The organism is Pseudomonas sp. LBUM1641 (assembly GCF_059716235.1).
The window spans coordinates 2,666,902-2,680,182 of record NZ_CP166815.1; the positions used below are offsets into that span (position 1 = coordinate 2,666,902).

Below are 13,281 nucleotides of genomic sequence, written 5' to 3' on the forward strand. Positions count from 1 at the left end.
AATGCGTGTCTTCTATTGGACGCTGCGCGCGTTGCTCAGCCATTGGCGCCGCCACCCGGTGCAGTTTTTCAGCGTGCTCACCGGCCTGTGGCTGGCCACCGCGCTGTTAACCGGCGTGCAAGCCCTCAACAGCCAGGCGCGGGACAGCTATGCCCGCGCCAGCCAACTGATCGGCGGCGAACCCCAGGCCAGCCTCGGTGCGCCGGACGGTGCCAGTTTCCCCCAGGCGCTGTTCGCCGAGCTGCGCCGCGCCGGGTGGCCGGTGTCGCCGGTGGTGCAGGGCCGCGTGACGCTCAAGGGGCATGAAGACCAGCGCTTGCAAGTGATGGGCATCGACCCGGTGTCGTTGCCTGGCGGTGGCGGGGTGGCCGGGCAGACCCTGGACCGGGCGCAGATGGTCGCGTTCTTCCACCCGCCGGGACGTACCTGGATTGCACCGCAGACCTTGCAGGCGCTGGGCCTGAAAGAAGGTGATCAGCCGCTGACGGCCGCCGGGCTGGCGCTGCCGCCCCTGCATGTACAACCGGACATGGCTCCCGGACTGTTACTGACTGACATTGGCTTCGCCCAACCCCTGCTGGACATGCCTCAACGTTTGTCGCGGCTGTTGCTGGACAAGGCCTTTGCTGCGGCTCATCCCGCCTTGCCGCCCGAATTGGGCGCGCAACTGCAACTCAAGCAGGCCGAAGAAAACAACCTCGCACGCCTCACTGAAAGCTTCCACCTGAACCTCGATGCACTGGGCTTTTTGTCCTTCGTCGTGGGGCTGTTTATCGTGCATGCCGCCATCGGCCTGGCCCTGGAACAACGGCGCGGCCTGCTGCGAACCTTGCGTGCGTGCGGGGTCAGCGCGCGGATGCTGATCCTCAGCCTGGCGGTCGAACTCGGTGGCATGGCCATGCTCGGCGGCCTGGTGGGCGTGGCCAGCGGGTATTTGCTGGCCAGCCTGTTGCTGCCGGACGTGGCCGCCAGCTTGCGCGGCTTGTACGGCGCCGAAGTGCCCGGCCAACTGAGCCTTAGCCCGCTGTGGTGGCTCAGTGGCCTGGGCCTGGGTTTGCTCGGCGCATTGCTCGCCGGGGCCAGCAGTTTATGGCGCGCGGCGCGTTTGCCGTTGCTGGCGTTGGCCAATGCCCAGGCCTGGCATCAAGCTCATGGGCGCTGGCTGCGACGTCAGGGCTGGGTGGCAGGCGCTGCCTTATTGATCGCGCTGCTGGCGCTGGTGTTGGGTGACAGCCTGGCCAGTGGGTTTGTCTTGATGGCGGCCTTGTTGCTGGGCGCGGCGCTGGGCTTGCCGGTGGTGCTCAATGGCGTACTCAAGACGGTGCTGGGGCGCAGCCGTTCGGTATTGGGGCAATGGTTTCTCGCCGATTGTCGCCAGCAGTTGCCGGCCCTGAGCCTGGCGCTGATGGCCTTGCTGCTGGCGTTGGCCGCCAACATCGGTGCGGGTTCGATGACCTCGGGCTTTCGCCACACCTTCAACAACTGGCTGGAACAACGCCTGACCGCCGAGCTGTACCTCAACCCGCAAAACCCGGCCCAGGCCGAGTCATTGCAAGCCTGGCTGGTACAGCAACCGCTGGCGCAAACGGTGCTGCCGACCTGGCAGGTCGCGGTGCAGTTGCAAGGTTGGCCGGCGGACCTGTTCGGCGTGGTCGACGACCCTACTTATCGCGAGCATTGGCCGTTGCTGGAAGCGGCGGCTGACCCATGGGCCCGGTTGCTGCAAGACGACACCCTGATGCTCAGCGAACAAATGGCGCGCAGGCTCAAGGTGCGGCTGGGCGATGTCATCAACATTCCCACGCCTGAAGGTCCATGGTCGCCCAAGGTGGTGGGGATTTACGCCGATTACGGCAACCCCAAAGGCCATCTGCTGGTGAACTCGCGGCACCTGTTGCAGCACTGGCCGGGATTATCACCGGCACGTTTCAACCTGCGGGTACTGCCCGGCAATGTACCGCCACTGGTGCGTGAAGTGCAGAACCGGTTCGCCCTGGAAGACAGCCGCATCGTCGACCAGCAGCAGCTCAAGGGGTGGTCGAGCCAGGTCTTCGAACGTACTTTTGCCGCCACCGCCGCCCTCAACAGCCTGACCCTGGGAGTAGCCGGCGTGGCGTTGTTCATCAGCCTGCTGACCCAAAGTCAAAGCCGCCTCGGCCAGTTGGCGCCGTTGTGGGCGCTGGGCGTGACGCGCCGCCAATTGATGCTGCTCAACCTCGGCCAAACCTGGCTGCTGGCGGTGCTGACTCTAATACTGGCATTGCCGTTGGGCTTGCTGCTGGCGTGGTGCCTGGATGTGGTGATCAACGTCCAGGCCTTCGGCTGGCGGCTGCCGTTGCAGGTGTTTCCGTGGCAACTGGCGCAACTGCTGGGCCTGGCGATGTTGGCCACCTTGCTGGCGTCGGCCTGGCCGCTGTGGCAGTTGTACCGCAGTCGCCCGGCGGATTTGCTGAGGACCTTTGCCAATGAAGATTAAGTGCCTGCTATGGGCGACGTTCCTGCTGCTCGGCGCCTGCGACAAACCGCCAGCGCCTGAAGAAAGCTTCGCCGGGCTGGGCAGCCAGGCGGCGGACTTTGCCCAAGTGGTACCCGGCAAAGTCTTCAGCTTTCCCGAGGACCACGGCCCCCATGATGGCTATCGCATCGAATGGTGGTACCTCACCGCCAACCTCAAGGATGCCGAGGGCAATGCTTACGGCGTGCAATGGACGCTGTTTCGCAACGCGCTCAAGGCCGGGCCGACGCAACCGGGCTGGCACGACTCGACGATCTGGCTCGGCCACGCCGCCGTGACCTCGGCCACCCGCCATTACGCCGCCGAACGCTATGCCCGTGGCGGCGTGGGTCAGGCGGGCGCCCAGGCAGTGCCATTCACTGCCTGGATCGATGACTGGAATTTCGCCAGCCGCCCCGGTGCTGCCAGCCCCCTGGCGGACATGCAGTTGAAGGCCGCCGGCGAGCATTTCAACTACGACCTGCACCTGACCTCCAGCCGGCCATTGGTGCTCCAGGGCGATAACGGCTACAGCCGAAAGTCCGACCAGGGCCAGGCGTCGTATTACTACAGCCAGCCGTTTTTCCAGGCGGATGGCCGCGTGACCATCGACGGCAAACCTTACCAAGTCACCGGCACCGCCTGGCTCGACCGCGAATGGAGCAGCCAGCCATTGACCGCCAGCCAGACCGGCTGGGACTGGTTCTCCCTGCACCTGGACAGCGGCGAGCAGCTGATGCTGTTTCGGGTGCGGCAGACAAACGGACCGTCGTACCTGACTGGCACCTGGATCGACAAGGATGGCCACACACAGACCCTGCACAACCAGGATATTCAACTGACGCCACTGGGCACGACCGCGATCGATGGGCGCAGCATTCCCACCCAGTGGTCATTGAAAATCCCGGGCAAACATCTGGATATCACCACGGAAGCGGTCAACCCAAAGGCCTGGATGAACCTGAGCATTCCCTACTGGGAAGGGCCGGTGAAATTTCAGGGTGGGGTGGGGTACCTGGAGATGACGGGGTATTGAGTCCGATGCTTTTTGTAGGCCTTGATTACCTGCCAGGTAGGTGATTTCCCAAATGTAATTTCAGCCGTCCCAGGCTTGTGTCCGGGCTGTGTCAGCCTGCTTATATTCCTGCGCCATATTCATTACATCAGGGATGTAAGTGATGGCGCAGGGATACATCAATGACCGCACCACGGACTACCTCAGTTTGAAGTCCCGCTTGCTGACCGGGTCCAGTTGGCAACTCTCCGATCAATTCGACGCATTGAACCTGCACTTGCGCCAGGCCCGGCTGGTGACTCCAGGGCAGATGGTGATCATTCCCGATGCCTACGCCGTGGCTTGCACTACTGATGATGCATGGTTGATGCGCCATGCCCAGGAGATTCAGCGCAGTCTGGAGTTGGATGCCTCGGCTGGGGCGGCGGTGATCAATAACTATGATCTATTCCAGAGTTTATTGGCTTACAGCTCGGTGGGAATCGGCAGTTCGACGGCGGCCTGGGGGCGACACTTGGACGAGGTCCAGCGCACTCTGGAAGAGATTGAGCGTTTGCATCAACAACTCAAGGGTGGAGCCTTGAACAAGGAAGCATTTATCCAGAAGCGGCAGATGTTATTCCGGCGCTTGGATACTCAACTGCAAGGCGCGGCGCGATTTGGCACGAGCCTGAAAACCAATAAGTCACTGAAAAAAGTACTGGGTATTTCCACCAAGAGTTATCTGCACAAGAGTGAAATCGTGGGCTATACGCAGCGGGTTCGCAGCATTGCCGAGACTTCGAAGTTTTTGGGCAAGGGGACGTATGTGGGGTTGGCGTTGGATGTGGGTGTGGCGGGGTTGGAGATCAAGGAAGCATGCATGGCGGGGCGGGGGGCGATGTGTAGGCGGGCGAAGTATGTGGAGGGTGGGAAGTTGGTGGGCGGGGTGGGTGGGGCCGCCGGTGGAGGGGTATTGGGCGCAAAGGTGGCGCGTGGTTTGTGTAAATTAGTTTTGGGTATCGCTACCAAAGGAAAAGGTGAACTCGCTTGCGGGATTATTGGCGGTGCTGCGGGAGGGTATACCGGTGGAACCGTGGGAGGAGCGTTAGGAGAAATGGCCGGCGACTTATTCTATGAGGGCGAGGGTGCATGACTATTTCGTTGTACGGATTTAGCGTGATTTTATTGGGGGGATGGCCATTTATTTTTTTGGGTTTGAAGCTATTCGTCGAGTACAGAAAACTGGATGAACTGGAAAGCTACTTCAGCGATAACGTTTTGATCCGTGACAACAAACGGTTTTGGGGCAGAAACAAACTGATCGACAGATACAAGCGTTTGAGTCTGATTGTCGACTTTCTTTCACTGCCCAAGCTGCACATCAGAAGAGGAGACGTGACGGCGGCAGAGCTGGCGTCTGTTCCTCTGTCTCTCAAGCGCTGGGTGCTGTGGCCGTATCGTTTTGGAATGGTTGGATTTGTAGGTTCAGCGCTTTGGTACGTCTGGATGAAATGGTAGTTTTTTAAGAAAATACTGTACATACATACAGTATTATCCTACAGTCCATCCCAGGTGACCGGATGTCACCGGTTACCTGAGCTTCAATTTTTTAACTATGGATGGATAAAAAATGAAATCTAAAAAAGCCTTTGTATTGGGCGCGGCCATGATGGCTGCCAGCTTCGTTTCGGCCTTTGCCCTGGCCGAGCAATACCCTTCGACCGTCAGCCCACAGGCGGTCACGCCTGCATCGGGCTTCGATCTCAAGCCCGGCGGTACCCTTCAAGCCCAGCCGCTTTCCGAAGAACTCGCGAAGAAATTCAAGGACGCCCTAGCTGCGGGTACAACCCCGGTGCTCAAACCGGCCACCAGCAAAGCCGGCATCACTGAAACCGTGGTCAGCGAACCGAAGAAGCCCAGCCAGGGCAAGCTGAAAGCGGCCGCCGCCGATTTCGTTCCGCTGTTCCCGACCCTGGACATCAACACCCTCTACACCATCAGTGAAGTGCAGACCGGCCAGGAATTTCCCTACCACTTCAACCTGCCCCACAGCGCTCGCGTACTGGTGCAGTTGATCGGCCAGAGTGCGGGTGCCGATATGTCGTTGAGCCTGTTCCGGGATGACGGCCAAGGTGGCGATCCGGTGCTGCTGGCGACTTCCGATAACCCGGGCAATGCCGACGAATACATCAGCGGCATCCTGCCGGCGGGTGATTACTACTGGTACATGGTGGCGAACACGGCGAATAACGCGCAGTTCAGTTTTGGCGTAGCGGCAGACACCAACGTGGACGCCTATGAACCCAACGACACCGCGCAGACTGCCTTTGTGCTGCCGGATGCGCTGAACCAGGTGGTCGGTAACCTCGACAACGCCAATGATGTTGACTACTTCGACTTCAAGTCGGTGCGTGGCCAGAATGTCGCCCTGGCCCTGAAAGAGGACCGCGAAGGCACGCGTAACCAGTGGATCCTCGATCGTTTCGACGGCAGCAACTGGGTTGCCGTCCCGGCCGGTACCAGCGTGAGCCTGTCGGGCGCAGCGGGCTTTACCGCCAAGGTGCGGGTGCGAGCCAACACCGCAGTGGCGCAGGACCCAACTGCGCATTACAAGTTGACGCTGGGTTCCTTCCCACGTCTGAACAGCAACAGTGTGACCGGTGACAACATCGTCAGGATTCCGTTCTCGATGTCTTCGACCGCCACTCAGACCGCACGCCTGTTGAACTGGAGCACCCAGTGGTCGGATACCACTGGCGTACCATTGCCGGGCATCACCCCGGTGCTGCGGGTCGACAAGCGTTTCTATGACATCAACTATCACTGGGTTGATTACAAGGCCACGACCAACAGCGCCGGCGCATCTTCCGCGACAGCCACGCTGGGTACTTGCAACGGTGACTACCGCGCCATCTTCAACGACAGCAGCACCGGCGTGTCCTACAAGTGGGACACCACCTTCAACGAAGGCGGCTGGCGCATCGAGCTGGATGAGTTCCCCGGTGTTGGCGTAGGCGGCAGCAACGTGCAGTACGTCAGCCTGGGCCACATCTGCACCCAGACCATCGTTCACTGATGAGGTTGTTCAAGTAAGGCAAGGGGCAGTCCGCAAGGGCTGCCCCTTTTTGCGTTATTGCGCCAATGCCTGCTTGAGTGGCAAGCGTGCCATGCCTGTGTTGGTCAGCGAGCCCAGGTAGAGCCAGTCGCCATACTCGCGGGCGGTGGTGATGGGCGAGTAATTACCGCTGCTGCCGTCCTGCAGGTTGGCGATCACCTTGCCGTTCACATCCAGCCCCAGCACAAAGGCCTTACGCTCGATGGGCTTGGGCACCACGATCAAAGCCCGCACCATGATCTTGCGCATCAGCGGGTAGCCGGCAAAACCGTCGAGCAACGGGTTGCGTGGTGAATACAAGGCCACCCAGAAACGGTCCTGGCCGTTGAAGCTGAGGTTGTCTGGCAGGCCCGGCAAGTTGTCGATAAACAGGTCGTGGACGCCAGCCTTGTCACCCTTGAGCCAGTAGCGACTGATGCGGTAGGCGCCGGTTTCGTTGACCAGCACATACTCTTCGTTGGGCCCCAGGGCCACGCCATTGGCGAACTGCAACTGGTCCAGCAGCACATCGGTGTGGCCGTTGCTGAAGTCATAACGCAGCAACCGGCCATCGCCGCCGTGCTCGATCACCGCCTCGCCGTCTTCCCCGTAACCCCAGCGGCTGGACGCATCGCTGAAGTAGGCATAACGCCCGGCAGCGTCAATGGTGACGTCATCGGTAAAGCCAAACGGCAGGCCGGCAGCGCTGGTGGCGAGGGTCGTGAGGTTGTGCTGGCTGTCGAGGGCAAGCAGGCCCTTGATTGCGTCGGCAATGATCAGGCGCCCGTCAGGGTGCAGGGCCAGGCCCAGCGGGCGGCCATGGGTGTTGGTGAGTTCTTCGAGGATATGGCTTTCGGGCGCGGTGCGGATGATGCGCCCGTCATGCAGTCCGGTGATGAGAAAACCTTTGGCATCCAGCAACAGAGCTTCTGGCCCGGCAATGTCCTGGGCGCCGGTTCTTTTTACAGCCTTGAGGCGTTGGTTTTTGGCGTAGGGCCCGTCCTTCATGGACGGCGCCTTGGGCGGCGACCAGTTGACCGGTTGAACCCTGGTGGGCATCAGCAGCAGGAAGGCGACGATGGCGATCAGGATCAGCAGGGCGACGTGATGAACTTTCCTTGGGCGGGCGCTCATGACGACTCCTGGTTGTCGGTGTGGATGGGTTCCCAATGCAGGGTGCCGAACAGGTAGTCCATCAGCGGAAGAACGATATTGAAATTGCGTCCTTGCATGAGTTCGCGGCGGTGATGCAGGGCGTGCAGGTGATGCATCTGGCGGATCCACGGCAGGCGGGCCACGGGGTGGTCGGGGGGCAGGTGTTCGCAGGCGTGGAAGAATTCATAGAGCAGGTAGCCGAGGATCATGCAGCCGGCGAACAGGCCGGCGATGTTGGGGTTGAGGTGTTTGAGCAGCCACCAGGCGGGCAGGGTGATGACCAGGCTGTGGAGCAGGATGAGCCAGGCGGGGAACAGGATGACGCGCCAGTCTCGCGGACTGTCGTAGGTCATGTGGCCTGGGGTGAAGAAACTGTGGTGGTCGCCGGTGTGGCGGGCGTAGAACAGGCGGGCGAAGGGGTGTTTGTGGTGGCCCAGATGGCGGTGGACGAGGTAGATGCACAGGTTGAAGAAGATCAGGGTGAGGGGGATGGTCAGCCATTCCAGGGGTTGGATTTTTTGGGTGGTTGACCAGAAGAGGGTGATGCAGAGCAGGCCGTAGCCGAGGACGAAACCGGCGTGGAGCCATGGGTTGTAGTGGGGGGTGATGCTTGCGCGGTAGGCGGCGCGGAAGGCCTCGGTGGGGTGGGTCATTGGGGGGCGCTCGGGGTTGTTTTTGTTGGGGGGTGAGCTTAGTTGGGATTGGGGGGATTGCTTGGCTTCGCGGGGGGGATTCCTGTGTACATATCCGTTTCTTCGGTAACGGCCGCTTAGGGGGTGTCAGAAATTTTGTGTTCGGGCATACCATGAGCAAGAGGTGCATGTATGCCAACCAAAAAGAAACCACCGCTGCGTGAACTACCAAAAATCCCGAAAGAGCTGCTCGAGCAGTTCGCTGACGGCATGATGACCGCCGAGGCCATCGAAGACGCCTCAGCGGCTTTCAAGAAGGCTCTGATCGAGCGAGCCTTGAATGCCGAGCTCGGCCATCACCTGGGCTATCCGCCGGGCGCGCAGCGCCCAGAGGATGAAACCAACCAGCGTAATGGCAAAAGCGGCAAGACGGTTCTCACGGGCGATGGGCCGCTCCGGCTGGATATTCCGCGTGACCGGGACGGCAGTTTTTCGCCCATTCTGATCCCCAAGCACGAACGCCGTTACACCGGTTTCGATGACAAGATCATCGCTATGTACGCCCGCGGCATGACGGTCAGAGAGATCCGCGCGTTTCTCTCCGAGCAGTACGGTACGGACGTTTCGCCTGATTTCATCAGCTCGGTGACCGACGAGGTCATGGCTGAGATCGGCGCATGGCAACAGAGGCCCTTGGAGCCGATGTATCCGGTTATTTTCTTCGATGCCCTGCGGGTCAAAATCCGCGAAGAAGGACTGGTGCGTAATAAGGCGATCTACTTGGCACTGGGTGTTCTGCCTGACGGCACACGGGATATTCTCGGCATTTGGATCGAAAATACCGAGGGCGCCAAGTTCTGGATGAAGGTGTTCAACGACCTCAAAACACGCGGTATTGAAGATGTACTGATCGCCGTGACAGATGGACTCAAAGGCATGCCAGAAGCCCTTGGCGCTGTCTTTCCAGCGACGACACTGCAAACCTGCATTGTTCATCTGATCCGTAACAGCCTTGATTACGCAGCGTGGGATAAGCGTCGCGAACTGGCCAAGGCGCTCAAGCCGATCTACCAGGCGGTCACCGCCGAAGCGGCTGAACAGGCGCTGGACGCGTTTGAAACCGGGCCCTGGGGCAAGCAATACCCGACGGTAGTGGCTGCTTGGCGAAGGGCCTGGGATCGAGTCATTCCATTTTTCGTCTTCCCGCCAGCAATCCGAAAAGTGATCTACACCACCAACGCCATCGAGAGCATCAACGCTCAGCTACGAAAGATCATCAAGACTCGCGGCCACTTCCCGACCGACGATGCGGCAACCAAACTGATCTGGCTCGGGCTGCGAAATATCACTGCAAACTGGGGCTCGGCGGCCCATGACTGGAAAAGTGCGATGAATCAATTTGCGATTCTGTACGGAGATCGATTTATCAGGCCAACCTGGTAAAAGCACGGCCTGCCTGACGGCAGGCCGTTACCGGCCCGCACACAAAAAAACTGACAGTCCCGCGGAACCATAAGCCGCCGTTACCCAAATAACGGATATACACCCCAAACCCAGCCTACACCTGCGACAGCAACAACCCCTCAAACTCAACCTGAACCCGCGCCTGATCACAATGCGCCACATTAAACCGCATAAAATCCCGCAACCCCGGCTCATACCCAAACAACGCCCCCGGCGCCAACACCATCCCGCGTTTCAACCCGGCCTCTGCCAACCGCTCACCATTAACCCCCGCCGGCAACCGCGCCCAGATAAACATCCCCCCCTCAAACCCCATCGGCAACTCACACCCACAACGCCGCAGCCACTGCTCAACCCGCCCCCCAGCCTCCAGCAGCCGCTGAACCATGCGCTTGCGATGCCTGGCATACCCACCCTCACTCAACAGCCGATACACAATCTGCTCAAACAACTCCGACGTAATCCCACCGCTCATCAACTTCATATTGGTCAGATTCGCCGCCAACTGCGGCGCCGCCACCACATAACTGACCCGCGCATTCGCCGTCAGCACCTTCGAAAACCCCGACAGATACGTCACCTGCTCCAACCCCGCCAACGTCGCCAAACGCGGCGGCGGGTTAGGGTGCAAGTCCCCGTAAAGATCATCTTCAACGATATGGCAGCGATACTCCCGGGCCAGCTGCAACAACCGAAACGCCTGGCTCGGACTAAACGAATGCCCGGTCGGGTTATGCAACACACTGGTGGTCAGGTACAAGCTGGGACGATGCTCCGCGAGCAACTGCTCAAGCGCGACAAAATCAAACCCGTCGGGCCGGCGCGTTATCGTCACCACCTTGACCCCATGTAATGCCAGGTTCGCGTGGAAGTTGAAATAACACGGCGCATCCAGCAACACCGTATCCCCGGGCCGCGCCAGCAGGCGCATGAGCATGTCCAGGCCTTGCACGGTGTTGGGCGTGGTGATGATCTGCTCCACCGGCACCGACAACCCTTCACCGTGCAGTTTCTGCTGCAACGCCTGGCGCAACGGCAGCAGGCCCGCCGGGGTGCCCAGCCCGGCGATGCGCAACGTGGGAGCACGCACAGCACTGCGCATGGCTTGGCGCAACACGTCGGAATCCAGCCAGTCTTCCGGCAGGTGGCCGCCGCCGGGGCGCAGGTCGCCTTGCGCCATGGCCAGGGGGCGGCGCAGTACGCTGAGCAGGTCCTGGGGCAGCAAGTCGACCCAGGTGCTGGACGACGGTTGCGCCAGGCTGCTGGCGACAAAGTGCCCGCGACCCTGGCTGGAGGTCAGCAGGTGGCGCCCGCGCAGGCGATCCAGCGCTTCATTTACGGTGAATTTTCCGACGCCCAGCAAGGCCCCCAACTCACGCACCGACGGCAGTTTGCTGCCGGCCGCCAGCTCGCCTTGCTCAATCGCATGGGCCAGGGCATCGACGATCTGCTGCACCTTCGGCGCTCGGTCATGAAAGTGAATCGCAGGAATGGGCATCGCACTGTCCTTAAGTTTGCCGCCAACTTTACCGGTAAAGTCTGCGCTTATTTCCGCAGAGTTTACCTGCCTGTGGCACGCCGTGCGCCCTAGACTGCAACCTTCTTTCCTGCTGTGAACCCCACGCCATGGCCACCGCGCTGACGCTGTCTTCGTTTTTGTATTTCCTGCTGTTGTGCACCACCCTGGCGTTCAGCCCCGGACCCATGACCTTGTTGTTGCTCAGCCTCGGCTTGAAAGACGGCCTGCGCCGCTCTTTGCCGGCACAGTTCGGGGCGAGTGTTTCCTATCTGGTCTCGATCCTGATCTTTGCCGTGGGCTTTTCCGAACTGATCAAGGACTACCCGCTGATCACCCGGATCATCCAGGTGGTGGGCGTCGCCTACATCCTTTACCTGGCCTACAAGCAATGGACCAGCAGCGGGGTGACGATCACTGCCCACGACGCAACCCCGGAAAATGCCCGCAGCCTGTTCGGTAAAGGCTTGCTCACCGGCGTGTCGAACCCCAAGGCGATCATCCTGTTCAGCGCCGTATTCCCGCAGTTCGCCGCCATCGGCCAGGGCAGTGCGGCCGCCGACATCGCCATCCTCGGCCTGACTTTCCTGTTGCTGCAATTTGCCAGCGGCTGCCTGTATTGCTACTTCGGCCAGCGCATCAAGCACGTGCTGGAAAATCCCAAGCGCCGGGTGCTGTTGCAACGGGCCACGGCGGTGCTGTTGCTGGGAGTCGCGTTGATGCTAGCCCGGGGCTTTTCCAACTGAAGGCCAGCTTATGAGTGGTAGTGGCGATCTGCCGTTGCCCTGATAGACTTCGGGCATTCATCCAGGATCAAGCCAGATCATGCCAGCCGCAGGAGGAAAGGGACTTTCGCTCGCTTCACGCCTGTACAAGTCGCGCGCCCTGGGATTGACCCTCGGGTTTGTCTGCGTGGCCGCCGCCATCTACCCGCTGGATAAACCCACTTGGGTCTGGGGGGTGATGATCGCCAATGCCTTTATCTGGCCACATGTGGCGTACCAATGGTCACGGCATTCGAAAAACTCCCTGCGCGCGGAACACCGCAACTTGTTGCTCGACTCGTTCTGTGGCGGGTTCTGGGTCGGCGCCATGCAGTTCAACCCGCTGCCCAGCGTGACCACCTTGTCGATGATGACCATGAACAACGTCGCCATCGGCGGCCCGCGCTTCATGCTCGCCGGCTGGGTGGCCCAGGCGCTGGGTATCGGCGCCTCGCTGCTGGTGTTCACCCCGGCAGTGACGGCCCTGACCAGCGAAGTGCAGCTCTACGCCTGCCTGCCGATCCTGATGCTCTATCCCCTGGCCCTGGGTTGGATCTGCTACCGGCAAGCGATCACCCTGGCCCGGCACAAACGCGAGTTGTTGGCCCTGAGCCGCACCGACAGCCTGTCGGGCCTGCTCAACCACGGCGCCTGGAAAGATCACCTGGAAATCGAGTTCCAGCGCTGTCGCCGCGACCAGCAGGGCGCCGCCATCGCGCTGATCGACATCGATCACTTCAAGACCATCAACGACACCTACGGCCATGTCACCGGCGATATCGTGCTGCGCCAATTGAGCAAAGTGCTGCGCCAGAACCTGCGGGCCACCGACCTGGCCGGGCGTTATGGCGGCGATGAGTTCTGCGTGATCCTGCCGGACATGCCCCTGAACCGCGCCACCGAAGTGATGGATGCCCTGCGCGACCGCTTCAACTCCCTGGCCTACGCACAGGACCCGACCTTGCGCGCCAGCCTGAGCATCGGCCTGGCGCCGTATCGACCGGCTCACGGCGACGCCACCAGTTGGCTGAACGACGCCGACCAGGCGCTGTACGAGGCCAAAAGCAGCGGGCGCAACCGGGTCAGTTCGGTGCAGGGAAGTTGGCTGAGGTCGATCTGAGGATCAACAAATTGTTTTTTGTCAGGTAGGGTGGAGCGCTACCTC

At 60.8% G+C, this 13,281-nt stretch carries 11 protein-coding genes; 8 read left to right on the forward strand and 3 right to left on the reverse strand.

Annotated features, from left to right (window positions below; translation table 11 throughout):
• The first annotated feature begins 1 nt into the window (after position 1).
• From ACA046_RS12275 to ACA046_RS12295, 5 genes are all read left to right on the forward strand, one after another.
• On the forward strand, positions 2-2,476 hold the full coding sequence (locus ACA046_RS12275) for an ABC transporter permease (RefSeq protein WP_497676633.1): 2,475 nt from the start codon (positions 2-4) through the stop codon (positions 2,474-2,476).
• Positions 2,466-3,530 (forward strand): lipocalin-like domain-containing protein, encoded by a 1,065-nt coding sequence (locus ACA046_RS12280; protein ID WP_459027995.1) that lies wholly within the window; start codon positions 2,466-2,468, stop codon positions 3,528-3,530. The genes ACA046_RS12275 and ACA046_RS12280 overlap by 11 nt, the downstream gene beginning before the upstream one ends.
• A gap of 142 nt (positions 3,531-3,672) precedes the next feature.
• Entirely contained in the window at positions 3,673-4,644 is a 972-nt protein-coding gene (locus ACA046_RS12285) for a hypothetical protein (protein ID WP_497676634.1), read from the forward strand.
• Complete coding sequence (locus ACA046_RS12290) at positions 4,641-5,009, forward strand: hypothetical protein (protein WP_497676635.1); 369 nt, start codon at positions 4,641-4,643, stop codon at positions 5,007-5,009. The genes ACA046_RS12285 and ACA046_RS12290 overlap by 4 nt, the downstream gene beginning before the upstream one ends.
• Before the next feature lie 112 nt (positions 5,010-5,121).
• Positions 5,122-6,567: a hypothetical protein gene (locus tag ACA046_RS12295; RefSeq protein ID WP_258344867.1), complete on the forward strand. Its 1,446-nt coding sequence runs from the start codon at positions 5,122-5,124 to the stop codon at positions 6,565-6,567.
• A gap of 54 nt (positions 6,568-6,621) precedes the next feature.
• Here ACA046_RS12295 and ACA046_RS12300 read toward each other — a convergent pair whose 3' ends face one another.
• Both ACA046_RS12300 and ACA046_RS12305 read right to left on the reverse strand, forming a co-directional pair.
• Complete coding sequence (locus tag ACA046_RS12300) at positions 6,622-7,719, reverse strand: SMP-30/gluconolactonase/LRE family protein (protein ID WP_497676636.1); 1,098 nt, start codon at positions 7,717-7,719, stop codon at positions 6,622-6,624.
• A complete protein-coding gene (locus tag ACA046_RS12305; RefSeq protein ID WP_497676637.1) occupies positions 7,716-8,393 on the reverse strand; it encodes a sterol desaturase family protein in 678 nt (225 codons plus the stop codon). Before ACA046_RS12305 ends, ACA046_RS12300 begins: the two co-directional genes overlap by 4 nt.
• Before the next feature lie 171 nt (positions 8,394-8,564).
• Here ACA046_RS12305 and ACA046_RS12310 point away from each other — a divergent pair, with 171 nt between their 5' ends.
• Positions 8,565-9,815: an IS256 family transposase gene (locus ACA046_RS12310; protein WP_497674398.1), complete on the forward strand. Its 1,251-nt coding sequence runs from the start codon at positions 8,565-8,567 to the stop codon at positions 9,813-9,815.
• Between the two features lie 115 nt (positions 9,816-9,930).
• Here the strand turns inward: ACA046_RS12310 and ACA046_RS12315 are convergent, their stop codons facing one another.
• On the reverse strand, positions 9,931-11,334 hold the full coding sequence (locus tag ACA046_RS12315) for an aminotransferase-like domain-containing protein (RefSeq protein WP_497676638.1): 1,404 nt from the start codon (positions 11,332-11,334) through the stop codon (positions 9,931-9,933).
• A 128-nt stretch (positions 11,335-11,462) separates the two neighbouring features.
• Between ACA046_RS12315 and ACA046_RS12320 the strand changes: the two genes are divergently transcribed.
• Both ACA046_RS12320 and ACA046_RS12325 read left to right on the forward strand, forming a co-directional pair.
• The gene (locus tag ACA046_RS12320) at positions 11,463-12,098 is read left to right on the forward strand and encodes a LysE family translocator (RefSeq protein ID WP_497676639.1); all 636 of its coding nucleotides are present in this window, start codon (positions 11,463-11,465) and stop codon (positions 12,096-12,098) included.
• Positions 12,099-12,177: 79 nt separating this feature from the next.
• The gene (locus ACA046_RS12325; protein ID WP_459028009.1) at positions 12,178-13,236 is read left to right on the forward strand and encodes a diguanylate cyclase; all 1,059 of its coding nucleotides are present in this window, start codon (positions 12,178-12,180) and stop codon (positions 13,234-13,236) included.
• Positions 13,237-13,281: the final 45 nt, after the last annotated feature.